We start from the raw sequence: 25,505 nt of genomic DNA, 5'->3' as shown, positions 1-25,505 counted from the left end.
TCCTCCGCTCAGTGGAACTGGTCGACGCCGAGAGCGGACAGAAGCCGCTCGCGCATCTCTTCGAAAGCCTTTTCGGATCTCCGGCGCGGACGCGGCAGCGAGACCCTGACCTCGTTGATGATCTGCCCGCTGTCCATCACGAGCACCCGGTCGGCCAGCACGAGTGCCTCCTCAACGTCATGGGTGACCAGCAGCACGGTTGGCCGCTGTTCGGATACCAGCTTGAGGAGGAGGTCCTGCATTCGAAGACGAGTGAGTGCGTCGAGCGCTCCAAACGGCTCGTCGGCCAGCAGAAGAGCGGGCTGCCGTGCCAGAGATCGCGCCAGAGCCACACGCTGCGCCTCGCCGCCCGAAAGCGTTCCGGGCCAGGCATCGGCGCGGGCGGACAGGCCGACGTCGGAAAGTGCCTTGAGGCTGCGCTCGGCGAGTTCTTTGCGGGGGACGACGTCCAGCCCAAGGCCGACGTTTGTCACGACAGACTCCCAAGGAAGAAGACGCGCATCCTGGAAGAGCACCGAGACGTTTTCCGAGACGGCTAGCTCGCCGTCGCCGTCGGCATCGTCATCGAGGCTCGCAAGCGCCCTCAGCAGAGTGCTCTTTCCGCAGCCGCTCCTACCGATGAGTGCGACGAATTCGCCTGCTGTGACCTCGAGGGAGACGTCGTTGAGGACGGTCCGACCGGCAAAGCTCCTGCTAAGCCGGTCTGTCCTGACGGCGACTGGAAAGGTAGGCCGCTCGACGGGGGAACGTCTGGTGACAGGATGAGAAATCGATACGACACTCATGATCCGATGACTTTCCTGTATCTGAGAGCGCGGCGCTCGATTGCGCGGACGACCGCATCCGATGCGAGGCCCAGCACGGCATAGATGACGAGGCCGAGCACGATGATGTCGGTCTGCCCGTAGTCGCGTGCCCGGCTCATCATGTAGCCGATGCCGTTCGTGGTATTGATCTGCTCGAGGACGATCAGAGTCGTCCAGCATGTAGTCACGGCAAGACGAAGCCCGGTGAAGAAGCTCGGCAACGCGCCTGGCAGGGCGACCCTGCGAACGAAAGTCTTTCGGTCGAGCCGTACCGTGCGCGCCAGCTCGACGAAGCGGAGATCGATCCCGCGCAGCCCCGCATGCGTGTTGAGATAGACCGGTATCATGACGCTGAGGCTGATGATGGCAATCTTCATCGTTTCGCCGATACCGAGCCAAAGAATTGCCAAGGGAATGAGTGCAAGCGTGGGGATGGCGCGCTTGATCTGCACAATGCCGTCGATAGACGCCTCTCCGGCGCGGGTCAGTCCGGAAAGAAGAGCGAGAACGACGCCAGCGGCGACACCAATGGCAAGGCCGGAATATGCCCGTAATGCCGATGCATAGAATGCTTTCCAGAGAGTGCCGTTGAGAGCAAGGTCCCAGCCAGACGCCAATGCGGTCGAGGGAGCTGCGAGGAGGCGCTGAGGAAGGATTCCCGTCCGTGAGGCGAGCTCCCATACCAGCAACAGGACCAGTGGCGCGACCAGAAGACCGCCCGGTCCAAGGACACGTGGCGTCAGCGCCGATCGCTTGGCGGCGTTCTTCGACGGCGACCCGCGCTGGATGCGAAGTGGACCTATTGCCGGTACTGAACCCATTCCAGATCTCCTAGTTGGACTTCTCGCCCTGAGCGATGACCTCGTCGAAACGAATGTCGAACTCCGCCTTGGCGTCGAGCCTTTTTGGCAGGTCGCCTGCATCATAGATGACGTCGATCAGGCTCTGCTGATAAGGAATGAGGCTTGTCAGCGAGGGAAGGGTGGCCTTGCCCTGGCTGGCGACGATGGCGTCGCCCTGCGTCTTCGTCAGGTGCTGGCCCTTGACGTAGTAGGCATCGACCCACTCGGCCGGATGGGTGTTCTGCCATTGAGTGGCGAGGACGAAATGCGCCACGAAATCGCGGATCGCGGCCGCCTTGGCCGGATTCTTCAAGGAGTCGCCGCCCGCGTAGAGATATGAGACGCCACGGGGCAAGCGGTCGTGCTGGGAGTGGGGAATGGCGCTGGCCTGCTGGTCTTTGTAATCTGAGAGGTAGCGGGAATAATGCGGTTCGTTGAGCGAAGCCACATCCACCTGTCCCGTCCGGATCGCATCAGGGAAGTCGGCCACACGGAGCGGGATAAGCTCGACGTCGTCGCGGGTCAGTCCAGCGGCCTTGAGTGCGTTAAGGACGAATGCCTGACGACCGCTCCCTTCGGCATAGGCAATCTTCTTGCCCTTGAGCTGCTCGAGGGTGTCGATCTTCAGACCGGGCCGCACCGCAACTCGTAGTCAGTCTCGGCGATCTTGACGGCTGCGACGATGGGGACTTCCTGACCCGCGGCCTGCGCCTGGATCGGCGGCACGTTGCCGACCGTCGCAACGTCGAGCGCATCCGCCCGGAAAGCTTCAAGAATAGCCGGGCCGCCGAGGAAGTTCGCGTATGTGGCCTTTGAGGAGAGCCTGTCCTGTTCACCGGAAGCCGTCATCAGCGTCTGGAGCTGCTCGTTCTGGTCGCCGATCACAATGGCGGTTCCATTGGGCACTTCGGTAGGTAGCGCATCTGCAAAGACCTGTCCGGCGGCGATCAAAGCAAGCGAGGAGGCAGCCACGGTGAGGTTCAGTTCCTGAAAAGTTGGTGCCATGGTCGTCTCCTACCGATCGTCGGTTCAAACGATAGCCGCAAGTCGCGGGAGTACGAGGAAGCCCATGCCATTAAATGCTAAGCATGTAGAATATTATGCCAGCCTTAGGATCGAGATTGGCTGTTCCGGACGTTCGCCATCCAAACGACTTACGTTCGGTCGCAAGTTGGCAAACGTAATGGCGCTTAAGGCACGGCTTGGTCCTGTTCGCTTGAGGGTCGTGCGGGCAACCAACCACCATTCTAAGTGTTCCACCAGATCGCATTGGTCACGATGGCGCGACCGGAACGTATTGCGTTCTTCCGATCCGCACGAATATCTGTGGTACGCTGCTCGTTAACGCCAATGGGAGGGCGTCGAATGCAAGCGACGGAAACTCTGTTCGAAATCCGCCGGCTGGGCTACCGCCACTTGCCTTCCTATCGAGACATCCGACAGGAAGCTGTTATGGAATGTCCGGAGGAGTTCGGGATCGCCGCGGAACAAGAATTCGCTCGAACCGACCAATGGTATCTCAATCGTCTGTCTACCAGCTTGGTTCTCGGAGGTTTCGATCACGGCGGCTGGCTCTCGGGAACGGTGGCATTAGATTTGCGCCAGACCACAGCCGGCAACGAAGTCGCCGTCCTCTCGGGCATGTACCTGAGGACTCACGCTCGCCGATCTGGACGATCCAGACAGCTTCTTCAGGCTGCGATCTTTCATGCATTTGAGCGATCTCCAACCATCGTGCTGGCGGTCACGTTCTCGAACCGGCGAGCTAGGCTGCTCTACTTAGCCGCAGGGTTTCGCGAATGGAAAGCGGGTCCTCCAGAGGCAGGCGGCGACATCTCTGCCGGTGAGGTCCTGATGCGGTTAGATCAGGAAGATCACTCTTCCACGAACGGGTTTTGCCCATAGAACCATAAGGTCATTATCGAAATAATTCACAGCGTCAAAAGTAATTGACAGCTTCTCTTGCGTTGAAAACACCGCCGTCATGATCATGATCATGCTGATGTCGACTGGCCGTTCAGTTAGAACTGCAAGCGTCAGATGGGGCGGATACCCTAATTCCTGCATGGAGGCGGAAGGCTCGAAGATGCTCGCTTCCTCCCATAGGTTCCTGATTCAACCGCTGTAGCGTTGCAGCATTTCACACTGATCCCATAGGGCATTCGTTGCGTCCGGTGTGGGTTGTTGTCCGACCGTATAGCAAACGGATGCCCTGGGTCGAGTGGCCGCTTCGGGCCGACAGTAGTCGTTTTGCTCCTCATCGCTGCGCAGATCACTATATCGCTCCGTCGGTATCGTGCATCTGATCTGTATTGCGGTGCATAAGCTTTAATGGTCCGTCCGCCGACAATGTGGAAGTCTCCGAGACTTGCCTATCGTCTTTCCACTTCGAGGATCATTGGCATTGCCCACGAGGCATCGGGAAATGGCCAGCGCAGCAGGGTTACTTTGTCTTCATGCCACTGCGATTCCCACTTTGCATAGAACTTTCGCGCGAAGCCATTCAGTCTAACGCTCTGACAGGCGATAGGCCCCCCGTCGAAGTTCAGCGCGACCTTCAGGTCGAGCTGCGAAGACTTCAGGAATTGGGCAAGGGTCGCGAGCGGGAAAAAGGCTTCCTTTGTGGTGCCGACTATAATCCTGCCAGCGCCGTCCTTCCCAACGAAGGTTCGGTTCGCGAGCCATTTGCTTGTTGTCGGTACATGCGTCTGCCCGTCAGTTCCAATCAACAGGGGATACGAGACCATTGCGTTGGTCGACCCGGAAATGGCGGTCTGCCAAGGCTGGTCGGCAAGTTCCTTAATATCCGCCGTGCCGTCGCTCGCCACGAATGCTCCGGCCTTGGCATCGTATGTCGTTGGCCCCATCGCGACGCCTTCACTGATGATCGGAGTGTCTGGAAGCGCGTGGAGGTCGAAGTAGCTCCCGTTGACGATGAGCACGGCATTCGGCAGTGCCTTTTCCCATTCGTCTATGCCCTTGTCGCCAGCTGGAGCATTGCGGGCGATGAACTTGAACCGGGTGGGATCGATCCGGTTGAGAAGAACGCGGTCGGCTTCCTTCCCGTCTGCAATCACGGGCATCTCGGCGACCTCGTACCCAGGTTCTACCTCCCGCCACTCGTAAGCGCCAGCGATACCGATTGGGGGATTGTCCTGAAGAGCCAAACGCATCGACGGAGAAAGCCGAGGATCGTCTTTTTCGATGGTGATCCAGTAGGTTCCGCCTCGTCTCAGGATGGTATTGAACCCGTAGGCTCCGTTTCGATCCCAGATGTACCCGATACCTACGCCAAGAAAAACGATGGCAGACGCGGCAATGGCGAGTGGCAGTTTGTACTTCAAAGGGTATTCCTCAGCGGAGACTGGATATGGCGTCTGCAGTACACTGGTGGCCGATTTATGTTTAAAAAGCGGCAGTCGCAATAGTGCGTCATTTGCTCCTTCTCCGCGAATCGGATTCATCATCGAACGTGAAACTTTCAGCATCTGGAAAAGAACGGAAACCCCATTTTCAGGATCGAATATTTCAAGCGTATCGGGGTTCGCTACCGGCTCCAGCTATCTCTGGCGACATTGCTGGGATGGCTCGTGATAATGGGGGTCGCTGGCCATTTAAGCGCGGGCAGCGAACGTTCGGTGGTCAAATTTGTCGGCCAAGGCATCGCGTGGCCAATGGTCTTCGCGGTGGTTTTCCTGGCGATAGTAATCTCCACGTTCCGGTGGTGGGACCTGGGTTTTTCTGCATTCTCGGTGAGAACGGCGCTCAAGCTGAGTTGGCTGCCCATGGTCTACATGGCCGCACTTGGGGTCCTAATGGCAATAGTCGGATTGCCGCCGCTGCGAAGCGCGATTTTCATAGGCATCAACACGGTTTTTGTCGGTATGTCTGAGGAAGTGATGTTCCGGGGAATATTGTTCAGCGGGCTGCGTTCGAAGCTCAGGCTATGGCCATCCCTCTGGGTGTGTTGTGGACTTTTCGGGTTCGTTCACGTCCTGAATGCTTTAGCGACTGCGCAATGGACAGTCGCAACCCTTCAGGCAGTGGCGGCGTTTCAGACTGGCTTCATGTTGATGGCGCTTCGTTTGAGAACTGGTTCGCTTTATCCGGTCATACTTCTGCATGCCGTGTGGGATTGTTTGCTGCTGCTGGTTGCGTGCCATACCGGTGGCGGGAGCCCAAATCAGCCACTGCCAGCATACGCCTTTGTAGCTCCGCTTTTCCTGCTACCCAATTTTTTATATGCATTGTATTTGTTGCGGCCAAAGGGACTGGCCAAAAATTAATCGGTCAGTTGGACTCTCCACTCCGATATAGATGATGCCCTGAGGAATGCTGTCACGCCGGATAGCGCCAACAGCGGTCTTCCCCAATTCGCCTCTGCGATCGCTTCAAAGCCGCTCGAAGCGGAAATTGCGAATACGGCCGCCGTTCATCAGCATGCCGGTGACCCGGCCTTCTCCATCGCGGGTGAAGGTGAACCGGTCGCCGTTACCGAGAAAATGGCCCGGAGCGACGGCTGTCAGTGCTACTTCTCGGGATTTCACGGATTTAAATACCAGCCCCGCCTCCTGAACTTTCACGCCGTAGGGCATGTCGTTTTCGACCGGACGATAGGTGCCATGCTGGCTGTAATAGCCTATCAGTAGCTTCCCCTTATGCGCCACAAGGCGGGCAACGCCGCCGGCCAGTTCTGGTTCGGTGTAATAGCCGGTAAGCAGTTCCAATGCATCGGCGTCGGGTTGCGGGAACGTGTTCGGCACTTGCTCTGGCACCGGCTGCAACAGATGTGCCAGATAGATATCGGCGATCCCCTGTGCGAGGTTGCTCGGCACGATCGACCCGAGATTGGCAAGGATCGCCACCGAGAAATGCTGCTCGGGAAAGCGGATGATATCGGAGCGGAAGCCGGCGTCGCCGCCGGTTGTTCGACGATCGCCAGGCCGCGATAGGTACCGAGGCCGAGACGCGAGGCATAGTCGATGTCACTGCCGTCGTTCAGCCGTCCACGATCGACCATTCGAGCAATGATGGCAGGCCCTCCGACGCGGTGATGGTAGAAATCTTCGTCCCAGAGCGCGAGATCTTCGACCGTCGTCAAAAGGCTGGTCGCGCCCACGGTGTCCAAATTGGTGTCGGAAATCTCCACACCCCGCTCCGTATCCACATAGCCCTCGGCGACATTCCTGATGACCTCGGCGTAATTGTCTCGGAAGAACGTGTTGCTCATGCCGAGCGGTTCGAAAATCCGTGCCGAGGTAAAGGCCCGCAGCGACTGGCCACTTACCCTCTTCAAGACCTGCGCCACCAGGGCATATCCGGTGTTGCAATAGAGGTATTCGTCGCCCGGCTGGAAATTCAGGTCCTGCTGGCGGGAGACGACGGCAAGGATGTCATCATCAGTAATCAAATCCTTGGAGTATCGCCGGCCGGCGAGGCTAAGCAATTCCCAGTGATCGCGCAGGCCGCTCGTATGCTGCATGAGGTGCCGCAGAGTGATCGGCACGCCAAAATCAGGCAGGCTGGGCACGTATAAATGCACCACATCATCAAGTGACAATTTTCCTTCGGCCGACAGCAGCAGTATGGCAAATGCCGTGAACTGCTTGGAGACGGATGCTGAATGAAAGACGGTGGACGGCCCGATCGCGACACCATGGCCCAGATTGGCCATGCCAAAGCCGCGCTTATAGATAACCTCGCCATCCCGCATGACTGCAACCGCGCAGCCGGGAGAATCTTTAGTGTTCCAAGCCTCGAACAGTTGATCGACGCGTTCCGCTTCCGTCATCAGTGTCTCCCAGATCACTTTAGTGTGGCAATGAAATCGAGAGTTGAGGATATTGCAAGACTCGGAAAAATGAGAAATACAGTGAGTGTCGATGGCCGCTTTGGGCCGATAGCGGTCACGTAGTAGCCGGTCTCCACAATTGCCCGAGCGCCAAATTTACCTAGTGTAGCGGGAGGCATCGCAGGGATAACTCGTATGGAAGAAGTCTGGACAACTCTTGCGTCAAAAACGTTGGTGAAAGATCGATGGATTGACCTTCGCGCCGATCAATGTCGCACGCCGAGCGGGCAGGAAATCAGCCCATACTACGTGTTGACCTATTCAGACTGGATAAACGTCGTGGCCATCACGACCGATGAGCACGTACTGCTGACGAAGCAATATAGACATGCGGCGGGTAGGGTGTTTTGGGAAATTCCGGGTGGTGGTATTGACGCCAATGACCCTGACCCATGCGCCGCAGCCGGTCGAGAACTTGAGGAAGAAACAGGCTATCGGGCAGGAAAGATTGAACTCATAGCAACCTTTTTCCCCAATCCAGCCTCTCACACCAACCGCCTACACACGTTCCTCGCGACTGAAGTGGAACCCGGCGGAACACAACTGCTCGACGCTGGTGAAGACGGTCTAACAGTTCACCGCATGCCGGTTGGAGAAGTGATCAAAAAACTCCACCACGGCTTTCTAGAGCAAGCGCTCCATACCTCATCTGTCCTCACTGCCTTGCTGGTCTCTGGACGCATTGGAGAAATTGCGCCCTGATCAAAGACCAAGTGGAGTTGGTCGAGACTTGACCGCGAATGATCTCGTGGCCTATGGCTCCGGAAACGCGGCCAGCGAAGGAGTGGGTTTAACGTCTAGCGGCCACGGCCGCTTCGCTGGGACATGATTTAGACGTCGCTTCGTCAGGCTGGCAACTGGAGACGAAATGTTCGGTTGATGGTCGGTCACCAACCTCGCCCAATGCGTTTTCAGAAACAAAAAAGGCCGGGGCAAAATTGCACCGACCTTCCTCATCATCGTCTACTCGTCCTGCCAGTACATCCGTGGTCAGAAGTTGAAAGCGACAGCGGCTTCACGAACGCCGAAATCATTTCAGCGCTCCTAGCGAGCCGACATTCTTCAATTAGTTAGTCATTGTGTTCTAATTAAGGGTGCTAAAGCGCGCCGCCCGTTACTGGACTTACGATGGGGCGCTCGCTCTCGTCTTTGGAGCCCGCTGGCTGCACAGTCGGCGGAGCCATAGACTCTTCATCCGCAAACTTCTCGTCATTCGGTCTCGGAGAAACATCGTTGGGCCGCTTTTGCTCGGGGGAGGCGTTCTGATCATTGGTCGACATGTCGGTCTCCTTTTAAACAGAAACAGGTCTCAGCGTCCAAAGTTCCGGTATCTCGGTAGATAAGTGAAGGTGGACCGACCCGCTGTCGTTCCTCTAACCGGCTCGGCCTTGAACGGTAAGCCTCGGTAAGTTCATAAGGCAAGGAGATTGACAGTCGCTTTGCATGGTCTCAATCTTCTAACGGCCATAACGGCGACGTGCTGACTTCGGTTCGACCAACTGTCCGGTCTTGCTTGCAGGACGTGGGGCGCAGATATACGTATAGGGCCGGACTGAGCGCTGCTCGGCAACGCAACGGAGTGAACCGACCATGGTCGATGCCATTAGACCGATTACCGGTTCATCAGCAACGTCGCCCACCCAGGTTGACCGCAGTCTTTCGATAACATCGGAACCTGACAACAAGTGGGTCGCCACACGTCAGTCGATCATCGATTCAGATCAAGTCGCACTGAAGCAGGCGAACGCGGAACTTCAGGCAGATATGGCCCGATACTCAGGTGTGGCCGATGATGAAATGTAGGTTTCTCCCGATCATCATTCCCATGGTGGAAGCGATACCGGACGTGAAGGGCTTAGAGTCGCTGACAAGGATGAGAAAGAAAAGCTTTCAGGGGAAAGTGATCTGATCGGAACTGTCGATTTCGACGATGATACCCCCTTCGGGCATCGCACAGCCATCGTTTAGGTCGCTCATGGCCATTTTTTTCAGGCGCTCACTGGCTTAGTCACCGGAAGGATGGGGACCGATAATGAACGTGATCAGAGCCGCCTCTGCGACCCCATTTTGTCTTTATCCAACGAGCTGTAGAAGCTTGGGTCTCTGTCGAACACGTCGTGGTTCTGCGCTGATCGAAATCCTCCTTTCTTTGTAGCCTTCCTACGGAAACTAACCCGAAAAGCTATTGCCAGCAGAACAATCCCGCATCCAACTCCTAAAAGTACAGCAGCGAATGTTGGCACGACATTACTCTTTTCAGTTGGAGATGACAGATGCTTGGACGTTAGCAAGTAATTTGTCCGACGAGGCATCACCGCGCCGCCGAAAGCTTCTATCATCCTAAGTAGACGACTGCTCTAAAACGGCGTCGTCACGTTCTCCACTGAGGTGGGTTTGAAGCGACGACTGAAAACGCGAAACGTCCCCGTAAGTTACAGAAAAATCTGCGCTAACAGTATTCCGCTCTTGTTCAGTCGGCATGGTTTCCCGCACTGGTGTAGCCAAGAGGACCTTCACACTCAGCAATCCTCTCGGGCCAATCGGAACGATTTGGAGGCTGAGATGTGCCTGATCAATCGAGTCATCCTCGAAGAAGCCACCCATCAATAACGGTCGGGCGTTGCCTTGGCCTATTGGATATGCCCCAAGGGACATCTCGAATTTACGAAGTTCGGCAAGGCTAAACCATGCAGCGCTTTTTCCGGCAAAGTCTCCGCTTTGCACGACGGCGGTTAATTCACCATGATGATCGTCGTCTGGTTTGTATCGGAATGTGATTTTCTTCAAGGCACCCCCAAAAACGGTCCATGACCTCAACGTTAGGCTTTTTACCATAAATAGCGAGCCCAGTATCTATGGCCGCTTCGGGCCGACAGCGGACATAGCTTTAGAAAACGCTCAGCATCTCAAAAGAATGCTGTCCACCACGGTATCCAGGGGCGCGGTTGCATCAATCAGAATTGCATCGCCTGGAATATCCTTTTTCGTCGCGTGCAGATGCAACACAAATTCCCGTTCTTCCGGTTTGCCGCCGAACTCGTCGTCAGGTCTTTCCGAAAGCCGCCGCGCCAAGGTTTGCGCATCAATGTCGAGGACAAATACCGCGTCGAAAAGATGGATGAAGCTGTTAAAGTTCCTTGAACCGCCACAGAAGAAGGAAGCCGGATGGCTGTCGTCCTCTACAAGTGCCTTAACCAAGGCAACATTCCACAAGTGGTGCAGGTGTCCAAAAGCCATGTCTAACTGGGCGCTATCGAGTGTTGATACGTCAATTGGCTCCCCAGTGATGGGGTTGCCCTTGTAAGCGAGTTCACGATCACCGTGCAGAACGTGATAGCCCCGGCGCTGCAGCTCTGTCGCGACAGACGTTTTTCCAGCGCCCGAGACCCCTTCGATTAGAAAATTCCTTTTACCCATCCTGCCTCACTCATATCGATCTGAGTCTTCCCGACTTGCCCAAACCGCGAATTTAAAGCGAGGTCAGTGTCAAGCAACTGACCGCCTGTGCCGATTGCACCAACGCGCTACAAGGGGTCGTCGGAAGCAAGGCTCCAGGCCCAAGCTGACTTGCGCGACAAGACCTGCAACGTAGCAGGTTTTAGAGGTTTGCGACAACTTGGCCCCGTGCGCCAACAGTGGAAATTTGCGCAAGACGACGCATTGTCCGATTGAGGCTGCGTCCAGACAGTTGGTTTCGGCAGCCGGGCATCGATAAGATGCCATTAGGCATGCGATGGCACTACCCACTACGTGGACGACCTGAAGGAAAACCGGCACGCGCCTTGTATAGCTGTAGGCATATGCGAGAAGGTTTCCTGGCCGACCTAGAACTTAATAAGAATAAAGAACCTTTTATCTGTGCGCACCGACGCGAAAAATTTCACGCAACAACCATTGGCCTGTATATTCCGGTTCAGATGAATCGCCGGAGCCACTGCCATCTCATTGCTGTCACCAAAGCCTGCCGAGCCCGTCAATGAGGCAAAGCCGCGTAAGCAACTGCTCTACTTCTGCGATGAAAGCAGTCAGAGCGACGACGCCTACATGGCCGTCGCTGGCATTGCCGTGGCTAAAGAGGCGATCCCGTACATTTTGGGAAAGATGAACGCTGTCCGGGAGAAATATGGGAAACAAGGTGAGGTGAAATGGAAGAACGCTAAGTCGAGGAATGGCGTTGTCCATGAGGCCTACATCAGATTGCTGTTCGATCTAATCGAGGAAAACCGACTGCATCTCCATATCAAGTTTGCCCGAATGGACGAATAGGATCACAAGCTGTCCGGTCCACGCCGGAAAATCGACACGGTCAGCAAGAGCTTCTTTCAGCTCCTGTTGCATCGGCCAGTCGCCTATTATGGCCATGAAGCAGATATCCATATTCATCCGGACGACGGCAATTGCACGGCACAGCTGAAAGACCAGATCGGAGCGCTGAATTTCGTAGGTAAACGTTTGTGCGGTAAGCCAGGCGTGGTGAAAATTGTCCAGCCCCGTAGTTCGGAGCGTGAGCCCATGCTGCAGCTGTTGGACTGTACTCTGGGAGCGCTGGCAGCTTACAGGAATGGTCGACACGAGCTGGAAGAGATTAGCAACACGAAGAAGCGTTTGACCCGCCTGGCGTTTGAGCTGACCGGATGGCCGGACATCACCGGTAGCTGCTACGACAAGCGTAAGCTCAGTAGATGGAACTTGGTTCCGAGGTTCAAGAAGAGCTGAGAGCGCGACCGAAGGGGCTAGTCTGTGATATACAGACGATCTGGTTGAAGACCCAGGAGTTCGCCCGCATCGGTATCCAAGAGCTAGCGTTGCGTTGCGCGATTCGCAACATGGTCCGTGTCGCAATAGGACTCATCCTATTGATTGAACGCCAATAAAAATTATTGCAAGCTGATCTTGCGGAGCAGTTCCGTATCATGGTGATCGCTGTACCTCAGAGAAACTGCTTTCATTTCCGCCATACTCTGTGCGGCACAGAAAGACATGGGATGACCGCTTCGGGCCGGTAGCGGACTTTAAACGATCCCATGGGCTTGTCGTGACCGGTTTGGTCGAACCATGGGCCGACGCACTTCGCCAGCCATCTATCGCGGCATGTCTCTTACCGTCGCCGCAACGCGGCTCGAATTTCGGTCTGCTGCCGGCAGGGATGACACATCAGGTGTCCGGGCCGGCAGCTAAGGCAGGCTGCTGGCCGTAAGCGCGCAGAATGGCCAGGATGAGCCCCGGGAAACGGCCGTCCACTTCCTGACAGCGCGAATGATTCCTCATTTCGATGCCACGGCGCTCGGAGCGGATCAGGCCGGCCTCGCGCAGGACTTTGAAATGCTGGGAGAGCGACGACTTCGGAATGACGCGCTCACCAAGGCAGGCGAGCGCCGTACACGTTCCGCTGGAGCCGACGCCGGCGATCTGCGCAAAGATCGCGGCCCGTTCCGGATCGGAAAGCGCGTACAGGATGGCCTCAGGCCGGATGTCGTCTATCGCGGGGTGCACGAGCGGTCTCATAAACTTTATATAGGGGCACTTGAAAAGCAGATCAACAGTTCCGAAATTCTGAACTACGGAACAGGCCGGAGAGAGCGATGGCGTCCGTGTCGAAAGGAACGATCATGTCTAAACTTAAGGGAAAAGTGGCTCTGGTGACCGGTGCGTCCAAGGGGATCGGTGCGGCAATTGCCAAGGCATTCGCTGCCGAGGGCGCACAGGTCGTCGTCAACTACGCCTCGAGCCGGGAGGGCGCTGACGCCGTTGTTAATGCCATCGCTGCTGCCGGCGGCAAGGCCATTGCGGTACAGGGTGACGTGACGAAAGCCGATCAGGCAAAGGGGCTCGTCGACGCCGCCATCGAGGCGTTCGGTCGTCTCGACGTGCTGGTCAATAACTCGGGCGTCTATGAGTTCGGCGCGATCGAGGACATCACCGAGGCGCATTATCGTCGCATGTTCGACGTGAACGTTCTCGGCGTCCTGCTGACGACGCAGGCAGCGGTCAAGCACATCGGCGAAGGCGGCAGCATCATCAACATCTCGTCTGCGGTGACGAGCCTTGCTCCGCCGACCTCCGCCGTCTATTCGGGCACCAAGGGCGCCGTCGATGTCATCACCAGCGTCCTTGCCAACGAGCTGGGTCCGCGCAAGATCCGGGTCAACGCCATCCTGCCCGGCATCGTCGAAACCGAGGGCACGCATACGGCCGGCTTCGTCGGATCCGATTTCGAGGTTACCGCCGTCGCCCAGACCCCGCTCGGCCGCACCGGCCAGCCGGACGATATCGCCGATGTCGCGGTCTTCCTCGCTTCGAACGACGCGCGCTGGCTGACGGGCGAACGACTGACCGCGAGCGGCGGCTTTCGCTGACCTTTGCGCCCGGCCGATTGCCCTGCAGCGTCCCACGACGCTTGCTCGGTATCGGCCGGGCGTTCAGTGTCGGGGCCGGCTTGGCCCGCGCCTTCCCCCTCCTTTCGGGGGAGTATCGCACATGCAGGGTGACACGCATTCATCTAACCATTTGTTCCGCATCGCATAATGAAAGCAATTTCTTTCCGAGTAGAGACACCGGCCCCTCTCCGAGATCGGCAGGCAGGTCGATTGCTGGCTGTCCCGAAACGTTAAGTCTCGCCAAGGATGTGTTCCGCTCCGAATCTACTGGAAAGAATATCCATATGCAGAATGCCATTGAGAAGCGGCAAAATACGAGTTGAGGGACCGACCGCAGGTGTCAGGTCATTGATTGCAGCCTGAAGATCATAGGCTTTGCAGCTCAACACGATGAGGTCGTACGGCGTATCCAATTTGTCAGCGGTGACGGTTGGCGGTTTGAGGTTTGTGACATCGCCAGCCGGACTTTTGACCACAAGTCCACCCTCGTGCAGAAGATGGGCTCCCAGTGAAACGAAACGCTCGCCGGGCTTGATCCCATTGGAAACGGTAGCGGTCTCGACGCCGATAGCCGCGACCTCCACCCGCTTGAACGAGACGCTCGACGTTTTGTCGTCGACGATCTAGATGCCGGGGCCACCGCCTATATCGAAAACAGCCGCGAGCGGCACTTGCAGCGCGTTGGCGACACCGTTGTCTGGAACTGCGATGTCTATGGTCGAGCCTAGCGGAGCGTCAGACGCGAGGCCACCGAGGACATAGCGAGCCTCGAACGTTCTTGTCTGGAGGTCCGCGGAATTCGAAAGCTGCCGCAGCATGGCTTCTCCGGAGACCTTGCCGTTGAAGACAACCGCAGTGGCCTTCGAGCCGATGGAAGGCAGAAACGTCTCGGGCAGACTTATGGTCGCTTCGCGCGGGCCCGACGCTCCCAGCCGCACGACCGTCTGGCCCGCGGCCACGACCTGCCCAGGCTCTGCCAGCGTCTCCACGACGACCCCGTCGGCATCCGCGGTCAGGACAGAGTAGCTTGAGGTGTTTTCGGTGACTCGAACCTGCGCTTGCGCTGCATCGAGCTGCGCGTGGGAAACGTCGGCCGCAGCCTTTGCCCTCGAATAAATCGTTGCCGATGTCGCGCCCGTTGCTACCAGGTTCCGGAAGCGATTTTCATCCGCGTCCGCTTGGACGACCTCGGCCTTATTCTAAGGATTTTTCCTAGACGCACGCCTATCACAAACTTGATGCCAGATCAGGCCTTCCTGACGCATAGACAGCCGAATTCATTAGCAGCCAGCAGAACGACGCTGCCCCCAGCAAACAGGACGAGGCGACCGCCGCCCTTGCGGCTCGCAGGTGTCGATACGGCCACGTCGGTCGGGGTTGGGGACGCAGTCTCTTTGTGGGAGGGATCGTTGATCTTTACCTCATTGACCGTTTCAAGCGAGGCGGGGCCACCTTTGTCGACCAGGTACAGCGTCTCATCCATCTGTGCTTTCCTCAGTGAGGTCGCCGTCATGGAGAGGCTGCGGACAACTGTGTTATTAGAAACGTGTTGTTTTCCAAAATAGGAGGCATGTTGCAGAAGTCAATCGGAATTTGGAAAACTGTCATGGTAGAAATTATTGAGAAGAAGAGGTCGCGCGGAAGGCCGCGGGTTCGCTCGGATGATGAGACCCGGTCGGTGGTTACGGAAGCAGCCAGTCGCATGTTCAACGACTTGGGCTACGCCGCGACGTGCGTGGCCGATATCGCTCAAGGAGCGGGGGTCTCTACGAAGACACTGTATAGGCTTTTCCCCGCCAAATCGGACCTATTCGAGAGCGTTTGCGCGGGTCGCATAGAGCGCTTCACCTTGGAAGCCAGTACAGGCCAGCAACCGTCTGCTGACATTCATACGAGCCTCGTCCACTTGCTGGAGGTACTGGGCCGGCTAACTCTCGATCTCGATACGATCGGCATTTACAAGCTCGTTGTTACGGAGGCCGACCGCTTTCCGGAGGTCGCAGACGCTTTCTACAAACGGGCGATTCTGGGTACTTCCAAGGTCGTCGAGGGGTGGCTGCAATCTCGCTGCCGGACGGGAGAAATCGCTATCGCCGACATCTCCCTGGCGGGCGGCATGCTCCGTGGAATGATGGTGTTCGAGCCTCAACGCGGTGTGATGCTCAATCAGAAAAAGCCTCCCTCGTTAGAAGAGGTACGGCAGCGGGCCGAGCTATGCGCAGGAATCTTTCTTTGCGGGTGTATGGCGAAGACGAGGGGTTCTGCCGAGAAGGAGGGCAGAGGCTGATATCAGGGAGGTTTTCCGAGAGGCCTCAGGCGCGCCGACTATATTTGCGAATTTCCTTCGACTCTACCCGTGAACATGTTGGACGGCGGTGTGGTGTACGAGTCCTGAGTACGATCACCGGCCAGCGGGTTCTCAGTGATTTTGTGTGCTCTCGTGATCTTCCGGCTCGAACGCATCGGCAATGATCTGCTCGATGTTGGCCACTTCTTTGTCCGTCAGCTTCACGAATTCCCTATTTCTTCGCTTTTGGGAGAGTTGACCGTTGTTCTGGCTAACGAACGTAATAAGCGAGCCAATCATCGAATCTGGCATTTCCAGCAGGTCCTGTATTCTTTGTTTCGCCTCGTCGTAGGAAGCCAAATATGCAATTTCTTTGGGAAGGTCTTCTTCGATTGTCCTGATGACGCACGCGTATAAGAATTCCGACAGGGATGTATAATCGCCGTAGCGATAAAGATCGGCGGTGTCGTTCAGGACGGAAACGTTCTGCTGCGCAGTCGGCACCCACTCGATATACGGTAGAAGGGGTCCGGTGAAGTTGCGTAGGTGCGCTGCGTAGTCGGCTTCGCGATCGAGCAGAACAGTTGAGACTGGGAATATCAATCCTGCCGGCGTGAAGCCGCGTTCGGCAAGTACATGGTGTATCAGATAGCGGTGTAGTCGTCCGTTCCCATCAACGAACGGATGCACTGCGACGAAGCCGAACGCCACAATAGTCGCTTGCACAACGGCGTCTACTCCGCTTTCCGCCATTCTCTGCCCAGCATCGATTATGCCTTCAATAAGAGCTTTAACGTCTTCATGTCGGGCTGACACGAATTCTGGCAGTGGATTGTTTTCTCGGTCTCGTACACCAACAAATCCATCTTCGTCACGCAGGCCTTGTTTTATAAAGCGGTCTTCTTCGATAACGATGGTTTGCAGGCGCTCAAGTTCATCTACGGAAAGTGGGTATTTGCCAGCTTGGGAAACGGCTCTCATCCATCGTTCAAGCCGATTTCGGGGCGGGCGTTCACCTTCGATTTGATAGGAGGCCTGTGTGTCAGCAAGTAACATGAAGCTGGCCGCGCGCGCGATAACGCCTGTGCTGACTCCGCCGATCAGGTCTTTTGTCTGCACGTCCCAATGGCTGCCGACAGCATTGTCAAGTGTAGGCGTCCTTCTTACCATCGGGCAGAACTCGCGGTTGCCTAACAAGTTGTTCCTCACGCGGTGGCGGGTCGAATTGGCCGGCAGAGATGTAAAATACGCGGCCGGATCGATGGCATCGACGTAGTTGCCGCGACCGGCATCTGGAACATTTAGTTTTTCATCTGTCAGCCATTCATAGAAAAACCAGACGCGGCGGGCCATCGCCCCCGTCGGTTCGCTGAGCACCAATTCCTCGATTTCACGTTTTGGTGCCGCGGTAAGGAGACGCTTGAGAATCAGCAAGTCGACGCCTTCGTAACGTAGGGCGAACGTCAGGTGACCAGCGAGGGTATTGGCGGGCGCATAGCGTGCATCGTAGATTTTCCAGCCGTCCATCTCTCGTTTGGTATCCCTGAGGGTGACGTCTGAAATGGCTGTTGGTGTTTTCAAGGGAGCCTTTACCGAAAATTCGGTTATCAGAGCGCTCCAGCCGACAAGGGTGGCGCGTGCCGGCACCAAACGTTCCTGAAATATGCGGGGGAATGGTCGGAACGTCATGATTGGCTCCGTGTAGGAAATCAATTAAAGATATGGAAATACGATTACCATCACGTGTCAATGTGGAGAGTGGATTACTTTCATTTATTTTCGGTTATTTTGTGCGGTTTTTGCGGAGAATTGATTACGGCTATAAACACAAAAAAATGGAAAATCGATTATTAGTGTGGAAATTTGATTATAAATAACATGATCTGCGATTTTTTGATTATTTTGAAATCGGCAGCGGCGCGAAGGAACTGACTGCAAATAGCGTCCAAGACCCTCCTGGCGGCCCCTGTGCAACATTCAGACGCGCACCATCGATGTCGACGGCTTCCTGGACGCCGTGATCGATGCGGACAATGGCAACAGTCCTGTTCGACATCGCGGCCAAGTACGTCACCCCCATCGCCGAGGGCAATGCCAGACGCCATCCCGTGTTGGCGATGATGCACGTCTCCGTCATGGTCAACGATCATTTCGCCGCCAAGAGCAATGGAGAGGAGGACGGCGACGGCCTCTTTTCAGGTATGCGGACATCGTGATCGCTTCTTCGACAAGAGGCCGGCCGAACCGGCACTGTCATAAGCCTGTAGCAGCCTGTGGACCTGGCTGCGACAGAGAGCAAGCAGTTCGGCCGCCTGAACTACACTCAAGCGATGATCCCGGATCTTCTGGATGACTTCGAGGCGATGCAATTCTTTCTGCGACATGGTGATCAAACAGGACATGACGACTCCGTTCGCTCCTGGTCTCCACCAGGCTGGACGTCGTCATCCTTGCTCCCAACATTGATGTTGACCAGTGCATCGAAAGGCGAGACTGTCGCATCTCTAACTGGCTCAACTGTCGCATTACTAGCTACATGTCAAAGCTGCGTAAGGTAGGTTATGGAACTAAAAAGAAAATAGGGCCACTTAACGGTGTCCTTTTGACGCGAGAGAAAGGAACGCGCAGGCGGCTAAATCGATCCTTGGCCAACAACTATCTGCAAAAGTATTACGAGAAATCTCGATCACGCGCCGCTTGCGGAAATGGTCATGAACCTGTGGTGCCGCTCGAAATCCTTTTCACCGGACCGCTTACGCTGCATCGGAAGCCACCTGGAGCAAAAACGATTTCGGGAGCCGTTCCGAACAGCGATCCCAACGCAGACCTCACATATCGCGTGCCGTATCCCTGCCGCGTCGGCTCGCGAACCATGGGCCCGCCCACTTCGGTCCAGTTCACGGAGAAATCGGAACTGTCGTCTTTTGCGAATGTCCAGACGATCTCTACATGCCCCTCAGGTCGGGAGAGCGCACCGTATTTGATGGCGTTGGTGATGAGCTCATGCAGGCACAGCGCTATCGTCGTTCCAGCGTTGCGACTGACGACGATGCCCGGCCCACTGACTTTTATGCGGCTCACGCCATCCTTGTTGTAAGGAGAGACAGTCAGGTCAACCACTGCGGAAAGCGCGACCTCCTCGCCACCGGCTTCGAAAACGGCCGTATGCACGTCGGAAAGCGCTTGAAGGCGACCGGTATAATTGCTGGCGAGGTCCTCGACGGTTGTGGCTCCGCGTCGAGTCATCTGAAAGATCGAGCCAACGCTTGCCAGGATGTTTTTTACCCTGTGATTGAGCTCCAGACGAAGCTCTCTTTCGCGCTCGATGGAATCTCGGACCTGACGTTGGCGCAGTCGTACCAGGAGGTTTGACTGGATCCCGTTCACAAGTTCCAGCGGGGCTATTGGGCGCGTGTGAAACAGGAGACGTGCTCCGGGCCAGGAATTCTGCAATTGGACACGGATTCGTGCAATCGGCGCGCTACGTTCCAGGAGGACGATGATGGGTACTTCCGACCAGTCGGGCTGCTCTGCAAGATGCTCCGCAATGCGCGCAACTGCCTCTGGATTGAGCGCCTCATGGGTAATGACAATGATGCCGGGCGAACGGGCTAGGTGCTCACCCAGCTCGTCGCCGGCCTTTGCGGGCATGACCTCGATCATCTGTTCCCGAAGAAATGCTGCAATGTAATCGGCATCCTTGCGAAAGGGAGCCAGGACGAGCACCCAGTCCAGCTCGCTGTCGGTTGGAACATCATTCATTTTGGATCTGGAAGCGGATTATAGGCAACCACGCTGACGCTACCGCTTTCGATCAGCAGTTCACGTACATTGAGATCATGCGGGCCGTGGCGCTTCTTGACCACGGTTATATTCCGGCGCAGTCGCCCCTCATGCTCCATGATCCGCAACAGCAGGACGGTATCGCCAAGAAAGCTGACATCGACATCTATGCCAACATTCTGGCCTATCAAGCCGTGTTGAGCGACAATCAACATGGTCAGGACACCGGAGCGGGCCAAATACTTCAAGAGGGACTGGATATCGCGCACCGCTTTCTCGCGGTGCGGCAGAGAATTTAGGTATCCCGTCAGGCTGTCGATCACCACCACCTTCGACTTGTTCTGTGTGACCGCATCCTGGACGATCTGGCCGAACTCTCCCGGCGAGATTTCATTGGGATTGAAATCTCGCAAGATGAGTTTGCCGTCTTTATGGAACTGCCTCAGTTCCATACCCAGGCCCTCGGAACGGCGGAAGAAGGTTTCCAGCCGCTCCTCGAACAGGAACAGCGCCACACTTTCACCGCGCTCGAGCGCTGCTGTGGCGTAGAGGGATGACATCGTCGACTTGCCGGTGCCCGACTGCCCGATGACGAGTGTCGTGGTCCCGGCCTCCTGGCCTCCCCCAAACATTTCGTCGAGCTCTGCGACACCGGATTTGATCAGTTGCGGCTTCGGATTTTCCGACGCCTTGCTGGACATAATTCGAGGGAACACGAGGACGCCCTCCCCTTCGCGGATAGCCATGTCGTGATATCCGTCGGCAATCGGTACGCCGCGCATCTTGGAGACCTCGATGCGGCGGCGCACACCGCCATATTCCTCGAGCGACTTGTCAAACCGGATCACACCATGAGCAAGCCCCTCGACCTCCTCGCCACTGCGGTCGGGGCCAGCGGTCTGGGTATCGAGCAGCAAGGCCACGACGTTCTGTTTGGCAAGGAATGACTTAAAGCCAATCAACTCGCGGCGAAAACGGGGGCTATCGCCGGTGATGAGCCTGATTTCGAGAAGGGAGTCGTAGACGAGACGGCGCGGCTTGTGTTCCTCGATCGCCGCTTCGATAGCTTTTCTCGTTTCGTCCAGACGAAGATCGGCCGTCAGGAAGATGCTCTGATCGTCCGCTTCGTTGACGGTACCGGATGTCGACAGTTCCTCGACCCGGATCCCATCGAGCGTCCACCCGTGCGAAATGGCGATAGCTTCAAGCTCTGCGGCGGTCTGCGAGAGCGTGACGTATATGCAGCTTTCGCCGGCCTCGACACCTGCACGCAAAAATTGCAGAGCGGCTGTCGTTTTACCCGATCCCGGCGCTCCCTGCAGCATATAAAGGTTCGACGCTGGCAGGCCGCCGCGCAAAATCTCATCGAGCCCGGTAATTCCCGTACTGACAAAAGTAGGCTTTTTCTGTTTGGGCATGTTCGTCTTCCGCTGCAATGCTTGGCGCAAATTGGAAATCGGTGGCGCGCATCGTCCAGGGAAGAGCCGCTCTCTTCTTATATTCACCTTTCTGCGAACTTCAATTCCGGGGTCGCGCCCGCCAGCCACAATTTTCAACAATGCCTGTCATGGAGGCAATCGGATTGCGCCCGCAGGATCTCTGCCGAGAATTTTGGGCGCGTATTGTTGGGTCAGCCGGAAACTGACTGAAATCGCGTGTATGCGTTCATCGGGTAAAATTGACTGTCTCTGTCCGGGGCTATCGCAGAGCGAAAGCTACGCATGGTCGAGGCGAAGGCGTTGCGATGCCCTCATCTTACTCGAAGCGGACGGTCTGCTTGGCTAAGCGCTCTCTTGCAAGAGTTGAGCGACAGGCGCGTGAAGTTCCGTTGGGTGCCTGCTGCGGTCGCTTTTTGATCAGCCGTGTTCGATTGGGTGACGTCGAAAGACAGCATGTCGGTGATATCTCTTCTCGCTTCAAAACATCCTTCAACCAATCAGGTGAAGGGTAGCGAGCGCAAGCACGACGTAACGCCCGGTTTTCGCGATGGCAACAAGGATTGTGAATGTAAGAAGTGGCTCCCGAAGAACACCAGCGATAACGGTGAGGCCATCGCCGACGATTGGCATCCATGACAGTAAAAGCGACCATTTGCCGTATCGCCGATACCATTTTATCGAGCGTTCCAATCCCTTGTCGCTCAACGGGAACCAGCGATACTCTCTAAAGCGCTCTATCCACCGCCCAAGAAACCAGTTCGCCATGGCTCCGAGAGTGTTGCCAACAGATGCAACGATAACCACGCCCACGACCGAAAATTTTGTCGAAAGGAGCATGCCGACCAGAACAGCTTCAGACTGCAATGGGAAGATGGTGGCAGCAATGAATGCCGTTGAGAACAGGCCCGCATAGGCGGCAATATTCAGCATTTTTCCAGCAATCTACGAGTTTGCGAGGAGCTTCACCTCCAATGATCCCGTCGGTCAGGACAGGCGCACCAAGGACCGAGGCCATGTAATGCGACAGGAGGGGATAGTCATCTCCGAAGAACATCCACGGGAACAGAATCGAATCCGAGCGCCAAAATTCCTCGCGCAATGGCCGCCAAGCGGATAACGCTTTCTGCGAACCCGGCGTCATAGAATTCCCTTGAATTGTGATTGGCCTGGCTCTCTAAAATCGGACTTAATCCCTGTCTCAGCCAGCGAGGTCTCGTCGGGAAATCAGCCCGGCAAACGGAAGGCGATCTGCGAGCGGATGGGGACCAAGGTCGGCCTGTCGGTTGTCTCTCTTAGGAAAGGGCGTCCCGTGCCAAGTTGAGAAGCAACGAGAGAGGCGCCAGAAGGGCTCCTTCCCGTCCACAGGTTGTCTTGAGAAAAACGGCAAGGGTGTGCGGTCTCTGCAAGAGGCGCAATCGATGACCACCACCGCCGGTCTTGCCCCAGGCCCAAATATTGGGCTGAACCGCCGAAAGCCCGTGATTGCTCAGGCATTCAAGGCCGCTCGGTTTTGCCGACGATCGGCTGCGCCGTCACAGCGCCGCCCGCCCAAAAATGTCCGGCGCCCGCTGGCCGCATCAGGCTTTCCCGAGCTTGATGCCGGTCGCATCCGCCGTAAGATAGCCGACGGCCGCGCCGAAGCGGTCCTTGTAGTTGGCGCGAACCAGCGGATCGAGGCTATCCTTCACTTTGGCGTGGAGCTTCTCCCAGTCGCCCGGGTGCTGAAAGTTGCTCATCACATAGGTCCAGCCATTGAGTTCGTCGACCGCGTGGAGGCCCGTCGATTCCGCGCCGGCCGGCATCGACATGATGCGCGACAGCTGCCTGTTGTCGACATTGTAGGCCCACAGGAAGTTGTTGACATGCATGCCGCTGTCCTCGCCGACGAACAGGGTGCGCAGGCGCTCGGAGAACTTGATGTTATCCGGATTGCCGATCTTGTCGGGATTGGCAGTGTTGCCAAGTTCGTCGGTAGCGATATCCTCGCCCGTCAGGACAAATCGGGTCTCAAACGGCACCCATTCGCTGGCGATCGCCTCTCCGCCGCTGTCCTTCTGGGCACCACCCATGGAGTGCGCGAGAATACCGCCTGCCTCGAGAGGCTTGTCGAAACCGATGCCTGACGTTTGGTACCACCCCTTGCCGCCCTTGACCATCGAGTCCTTGATGTAGGAAATCGCCGAGTAGGCAAACTTGTCCTTCGCGTTGACGGTGGTGCCTTCCATTTTTGTAAAGGCCATGCTGCCGCCCATAAGCGCTGCATAGCGGTGTGTTTCCAGGAAGGCCGCGGCCTTTTCCATGCCTGGCGCGAGCTTCACCCAATGGAAGGATCCACTCATGGCGATGCGCGCGTAGCGCAAATCTTTGGGATCCTCCTTGGCGATCTCCATGATGGCCTCAGGCTTCACCGTGTCGGCGAGTTTCTCGATCTCCGCGCTGGTGGCATGGCCGAGCTTAATCCAGGTGATCGTGTCGGCCGGTGCTGCTGTGTCGGTGGACAGGGTGCCGCCGAGCTTGGCAACGTAGAGCGTCCCGCCGGAAAGGTCCGCTTCCCTGTCGGCGACGAACATGAACAGGCCGCCATTGGTCGCATCGTCGCCCATCAACAGCGTGCGACGGTCAGGCATCACCTGCACCAGTTCGTGCGAGATGCGACCAATGCAGTAGTGCTTGGTCAGCGTGCCGCTTCCGTCGGCATTGACCCTGACTTCAGGCAGGTGACCGTAATGATAGGGATTTGCAGCCTTCTCGTCTCCAAACAGATTTTTGCTATAGGCCAGGAGCTGCTTGTTCGATGAGGCCGCGAAGGCGTCGGGCTCGTATTCCTCGCTCGACAGATGGGTGTTCCAAGGCGAGAGGCTGGCGCCGCAGGTGATCCAAAGACCATGCGCCTGAGCGGTGTCGACGTTGTGGTACTTGACCAGGCCGAGCTTGCCGGTGCCCGGATCCTGATCGAGTGTCAGGACGGCGATTGGCGAGGGCATGCGGCCATAGGTGTCGTCGCCTTTCTGGTCGCGCGACATGTACTCGAACTGGACGACGGCGAATACAGTATTGCCCTTGACGCCATCGACCTTCGCGCCGGCGATCGGTGCCAGCAGCGAAGTCCCGTCTGGACAGTCGGAGAAAAACTGGCGCTCCCTGCCCGGTACCGAAGTGTCGATGATCGGCTTGTTGTGGATATCGTAGTAGCCGCCGGCCAGGATTTCCCCGCCCTTGCCGTCCGGCACCATGTCACCCGTCATGAAGAAGGGCTGATAGGACAGCTTGAACGCCTGCGTATTTCCGTCTTCGAGCGTCACCGTCAGCTGCGAAGCAACGGTCGTGGTCGCCATGGCCGCCGGATCCGCCAAAGAGGGCGCGGCCATCGAGCTGAACGTTGCCGAGACAAAGTTTGACGGCGCGGCGGCGGCATCACGCGCCGCGCCGAGAGCGAGAAGCGAGCTGGCGGCCGAAGCGCCGAGTGGCAGCATGGGGACGCTAGCGAGGAATTTCAGGGCCTGGCGACGCGTAGAGTGGGTGGATTCCAACATTTGATACCCTCCGTTTATGCCGGGTCATGACCCGACGCGACCGCGTTCGCCATGAGCAATGGACGGACTGCGAGCCTATTGTCTGGTGGGATAGCGGGATTGCAGGACGTCTTGATGAAGTGGAGCCTAGCACTTTTTTGTCCCGGTCGAAGGACGGATACCGGAAAGCGTCGATCACGGAGCGCTTCCCTCACCGTCCTTGCAATGTGGGGGCGGTGAAAGTTTTCACACCCTGTGACTTGGAAAATTCGCCGCCTTCTCCCGTCTGAATGTGGCGTGGCATATGAAACCTAACTCAAAGGTTAGGATTTTGAGCCCCGTTTTCGGACCGTCATTTCCCCTTTCAATTCTAGGCTAGAGAGGCTCTGGTTTTGGCCTATGCGGCAAGTTGAAAATCCTGTCTTCTCTGGGCCGGGCAGCCTGCCTTCTGGCGAGTGCTCGTCTCCCTCGGGTATCGGCTGGAGCAAATCGCCCTGCAGCGGGGATGGCCAATCGCCCTTGCGCCGAGCGAAAAGGGACGCGGTCGACTCCCTCCTGACCCATCTCGACGCCTCCGCCGCAACGTCACGCCATTGGCCGTAACACGA

At 56.8% G+C, this 25,505-nt stretch carries 28 protein-coding genes and 1 pseudogene; 9 read left to right on the top strand and 20 right to left on the bottom strand.

The genetic code is table 11. From position 1 onward, the window contains the following. Positions 1-8: 8 nt before the first annotated feature. From J5274_RS23645 to J5274_RS23630, 4 genes are read right to left on the bottom strand one after another with little or no spacing between them, the layout of a single operon-like run. Positions 9-785 carry an ABC transporter ATP-binding protein gene (locus J5274_RS23645; RefSeq protein WP_219275330.1) on the bottom strand — a complete coding sequence of 259 codons (777 nt, stop codon included), beginning with the start codon at positions 783-785 and terminating at the stop codon, positions 9-11. Beyond that, positions 782-1,627, bottom strand: a complete 846-nt coding sequence (locus J5274_RS23640) for an ABC transporter permease (protein ID WP_142831859.1) — start codon at positions 1,625-1,627, stop codon at positions 782-784. Before J5274_RS23640 ends, J5274_RS23645 begins: the two co-directional genes overlap by 4 nt. Positions 1,628-1,637: 10 nt before the next feature. After that, on the bottom strand, positions 1,638-2,288 hold the full coding sequence (locus J5274_RS23635; RefSeq protein WP_219275329.1) for an ABC transporter substrate-binding protein: 651 nt from the start codon (positions 2,286-2,288) through the stop codon (positions 1,638-1,640). Beyond that, positions 2,273-2,653 carry a hypothetical protein gene (locus J5274_RS23630; RefSeq protein ID WP_219275328.1) on the bottom strand — a complete coding sequence of 127 codons (381 nt, stop codon included), beginning with the start codon at positions 2,651-2,653 and terminating at the stop codon, positions 2,273-2,275. The genes J5274_RS23635 and J5274_RS23630 overlap by 16 nt, the downstream gene beginning before the upstream one ends. Positions 2,654-3,013: 360 nt before the next feature. Between J5274_RS23630 and J5274_RS23625 the strand changes: the two genes are divergently transcribed. Continuing rightward, positions 3,014-3,553 carry a GNAT family N-acetyltransferase gene (locus J5274_RS23625; protein WP_219275327.1) on the top strand — a complete coding sequence of 180 codons (540 nt, stop codon included), beginning with the start codon at positions 3,014-3,016 and terminating at the stop codon, positions 3,551-3,553. 467 nt (positions 3,554-4,020) lie between these two features. Here J5274_RS23625 and J5274_RS23620 read toward each other — a convergent pair whose 3' ends face one another. After that, a complete protein-coding gene (locus J5274_RS23620) occupies positions 4,021-5,115 on the bottom strand; it encodes a phosphodiester glycosidase family protein (RefSeq protein WP_257625696.1) in 1,095 nt (364 codons plus the stop codon). Positions 5,116-5,244: 129 nt separating this feature from the next. Between J5274_RS23620 and J5274_RS23615 the strand changes: the two genes are divergently transcribed. Continuing rightward, positions 5,245-5,934, top strand: coding sequence for a CPBP family intramembrane glutamic endopeptidase (locus J5274_RS23615; RefSeq protein WP_143122981.1), 690 nt, complete (start codon positions 5,245-5,247; stop codon positions 5,932-5,934). A gap of 105 nt (positions 5,935-6,039) precedes the next feature. Here the strand turns inward: J5274_RS23615 and J5274_RS23610 are convergent, their stop codons facing one another. Together J5274_RS23610 and J5274_RS23605 are read right to left on the bottom strand one after the other, a co-directional pair. Next, a complete protein-coding gene (locus J5274_RS23610) occupies positions 6,040-6,315 on the bottom strand; it encodes a hypothetical protein (RefSeq protein WP_219275326.1) in 276 nt (91 codons plus the stop codon). Then, positions 6,291-7,439, bottom strand: a complete 1,149-nt coding sequence (locus tag J5274_RS23605) for a serine hydrolase (RefSeq protein WP_219275325.1) — start codon at positions 7,437-7,439, stop codon at positions 6,291-6,293. The genes J5274_RS23610 and J5274_RS23605 overlap by 25 nt, the downstream gene beginning before the upstream one ends. 195 nt (positions 7,440-7,634) lie before the next feature. On the opposite strand from J5274_RS23605, the gene J5274_RS23600 reads away from it, so the two are divergent. Continuing rightward, on the top strand, positions 7,635-8,201 hold the full coding sequence (locus tag J5274_RS23600) for an NUDIX hydrolase (protein WP_219275324.1): 567 nt from the start codon (positions 7,635-7,637) through the stop codon (positions 8,199-8,201). 395 nt (positions 8,202-8,596) lie between these two features. Here the strand turns inward: J5274_RS23600 and J5274_RS29030 are convergent, their stop codons facing one another. Further along, on the bottom strand, positions 8,597-8,779 hold the full coding sequence (locus tag J5274_RS29030) for a hypothetical protein (RefSeq protein WP_257625695.1): 183 nt from the start codon (positions 8,777-8,779) through the stop codon (positions 8,597-8,599). Positions 8,780-9,089: 310 nt separating this feature from the next. Here J5274_RS29030 and J5274_RS23595 point away from each other — a divergent pair, with 310 nt between their 5' ends. Further along, positions 9,090-9,302 (top strand): hypothetical protein, encoded by a 213-nt coding sequence (locus tag J5274_RS23595; RefSeq protein WP_219275323.1) that lies wholly within the window; start codon positions 9,090-9,092, stop codon positions 9,300-9,302. 537 nt (positions 9,303-9,839) lie between these two features. On the opposite strand, the gene J5274_RS23590 is transcribed toward J5274_RS23595, so the two are convergent. Then, the gene (locus tag J5274_RS23590; RefSeq protein ID WP_219275322.1) at positions 9,840-10,286 is read right to left on the bottom strand and encodes a hypothetical protein; all 447 of its coding nucleotides are present in this window, start codon (positions 10,284-10,286) and stop codon (positions 9,840-9,842) included. Positions 10,287-10,397: 111 nt separating this feature from the next. After that, the gene (locus J5274_RS23585; RefSeq protein ID WP_219275321.1) at positions 10,398-10,916 is read right to left on the bottom strand and encodes an AAA family ATPase; all 519 of its coding nucleotides are present in this window, start codon (positions 10,914-10,916) and stop codon (positions 10,398-10,400) included. A 528-nt stretch (positions 10,917-11,444) separates the two neighbouring features. On the opposite strand from J5274_RS23585, the gene J5274_RS23580 reads away from it, so the two are divergent. Together J5274_RS23580 and J5274_RS23575 are read left to right on the top strand one after the other, a co-directional pair. Continuing rightward, complete coding sequence (locus tag J5274_RS23580; protein ID WP_219275320.1) at positions 11,445-11,765, top strand: hypothetical protein; 321 nt, start codon at positions 11,445-11,447, stop codon at positions 11,763-11,765. A gap of 66 nt (positions 11,766-11,831) precedes the next feature. Next, positions 11,832-12,215: a hypothetical protein gene (locus J5274_RS23575; RefSeq protein ID WP_219275319.1), complete on the top strand. Its 384-nt coding sequence runs from the start codon at positions 11,832-11,834 to the stop codon at positions 12,213-12,215. 438 nt (positions 12,216-12,653) lie between these two features. Here J5274_RS23575 and J5274_RS23570 read toward each other — a convergent pair whose 3' ends face one another. After that, positions 12,654-13,004 carry a helix-turn-helix domain-containing protein gene (locus tag J5274_RS23570; RefSeq protein WP_219275318.1) on the bottom strand — a complete coding sequence of 117 codons (351 nt, stop codon included), beginning with the start codon at positions 13,002-13,004 and terminating at the stop codon, positions 12,654-12,656. 104 nt (positions 13,005-13,108) lie between these two features. Between J5274_RS23570 and J5274_RS23565 the strand changes: the two genes are divergently transcribed. Next, positions 13,109-13,855 (top strand): glucose 1-dehydrogenase, encoded by a 747-nt coding sequence (locus J5274_RS23565; RefSeq protein WP_219275317.1) that lies wholly within the window; start codon positions 13,109-13,111, stop codon positions 13,853-13,855. Between the two features lie 251 nt (positions 13,856-14,106). On the opposite strand, the gene J5274_RS23560 is transcribed toward J5274_RS23565, so the two are convergent. From J5274_RS23560 to J5274_RS23550, 3 genes are all read right to left on the bottom strand, one after another. Continuing rightward, on the bottom strand, positions 14,107-14,460 hold the full coding sequence (locus tag J5274_RS23560; protein WP_219275316.1) for a ketopantoate reductase family protein: 354 nt from the start codon (positions 14,458-14,460) through the stop codon (positions 14,107-14,109). A gap of 39 nt (positions 14,461-14,499) precedes the next feature. Then, the gene (locus J5274_RS23555) at positions 14,500-14,865 is read right to left on the bottom strand and encodes an HlyD family efflux transporter periplasmic adaptor subunit (protein WP_219275315.1); all 366 of its coding nucleotides are present in this window, start codon (positions 14,863-14,865) and stop codon (positions 14,500-14,502) included. Between the two features lie 257 nt (positions 14,866-15,122). Next, positions 15,123-15,359 carry a hypothetical protein gene (locus J5274_RS23550; protein WP_219275314.1) on the bottom strand — a complete coding sequence of 79 codons (237 nt, stop codon included), beginning with the start codon at positions 15,357-15,359 and terminating at the stop codon, positions 15,123-15,125. 123 nt (positions 15,360-15,482) lie between these two features. Here J5274_RS23550 and J5274_RS23545 point away from each other — a divergent pair, with 123 nt between their 5' ends. Further along, the gene (locus J5274_RS23545) at positions 15,483-16,163 is read left to right on the top strand and encodes a TetR/AcrR family transcriptional regulator (RefSeq protein WP_219275313.1); all 681 of its coding nucleotides are present in this window, start codon (positions 15,483-15,485) and stop codon (positions 16,161-16,163) included. Between the two features lie 132 nt (positions 16,164-16,295). Here the strand turns inward: J5274_RS23545 and J5274_RS23540 are convergent, their stop codons facing one another. Continuing rightward, the gene (locus J5274_RS23540) at positions 16,296-17,852 is read right to left on the bottom strand and encodes a Fic family protein (protein ID WP_219275312.1); all 1,557 of its coding nucleotides are present in this window, start codon (positions 17,850-17,852) and stop codon (positions 16,296-16,298) included. Between the two features lie 344 nt (positions 17,853-18,196). On the opposite strand from J5274_RS23540, the gene J5274_RS23535 reads away from it, so the two are divergent. Then, a complete protein-coding gene (locus J5274_RS23535; RefSeq protein WP_219275311.1) occupies positions 18,197-18,379 on the top strand; it encodes a hypothetical protein in 183 nt (60 codons plus the stop codon). On the opposite strand, the pseudogene J5274_RS23530 reads toward J5274_RS23535, so the two are convergent. The 5 genes and pseudogenes from J5274_RS23530 to J5274_RS23510 form a co-directional block, all read right to left on the bottom strand. Continuing rightward, a pseudogene (locus J5274_RS23530) lies at positions 18,374-18,565 on the bottom strand (helix-turn-helix domain-containing protein); the annotation flags it as partial. The gene J5274_RS23535 and the pseudogene J5274_RS23530 overlap by 6 nt on opposite strands. A gap of 307 nt (positions 18,566-18,872) precedes the next feature. Then, complete coding sequence (locus J5274_RS23525; protein ID WP_209185974.1) at positions 18,873-19,925, bottom strand: sensor histidine kinase; 1,053 nt, start codon at positions 19,923-19,925, stop codon at positions 18,873-18,875. Further along, positions 19,922-21,364, bottom strand: coding sequence for an ATPase domain-containing protein (locus J5274_RS23520; protein WP_209185973.1), 1,443 nt, complete (start codon positions 21,362-21,364; stop codon positions 19,922-19,924). The genes J5274_RS23525 and J5274_RS23520 overlap by 4 nt, the downstream gene beginning before the upstream one ends. Positions 21,365-21,874: 510 nt before the next feature. Further along, positions 21,875-22,315 (bottom strand): YqaA family protein, encoded by a 441-nt coding sequence (locus J5274_RS23515; protein ID WP_142831822.1) that lies wholly within the window; start codon positions 22,313-22,315, stop codon positions 21,875-21,877. A 647-nt stretch (positions 22,316-22,962) separates the two neighbouring features. Then, complete coding sequence (locus tag J5274_RS23510) at positions 22,963-24,918, bottom strand: PhoX family phosphatase (RefSeq protein ID WP_209185972.1); 1,956 nt, start codon at positions 24,916-24,918, stop codon at positions 22,963-22,965. Positions 24,919-25,505 lie beyond the last annotated feature (587 nt).

The sequence above is a fragment of the Rhizobium sp. L51/94 genome (assembly GCF_019355555.1).
In the GTDB taxonomy this organism is placed as follows: domain Bacteria; phylum Pseudomonadota; class Alphaproteobacteria; order Rhizobiales; family Rhizobiaceae; genus Rhizobium; species Rhizobium rhododendri.
This window is presented reverse-complemented; position numbering and strand designations above follow the sequence as displayed.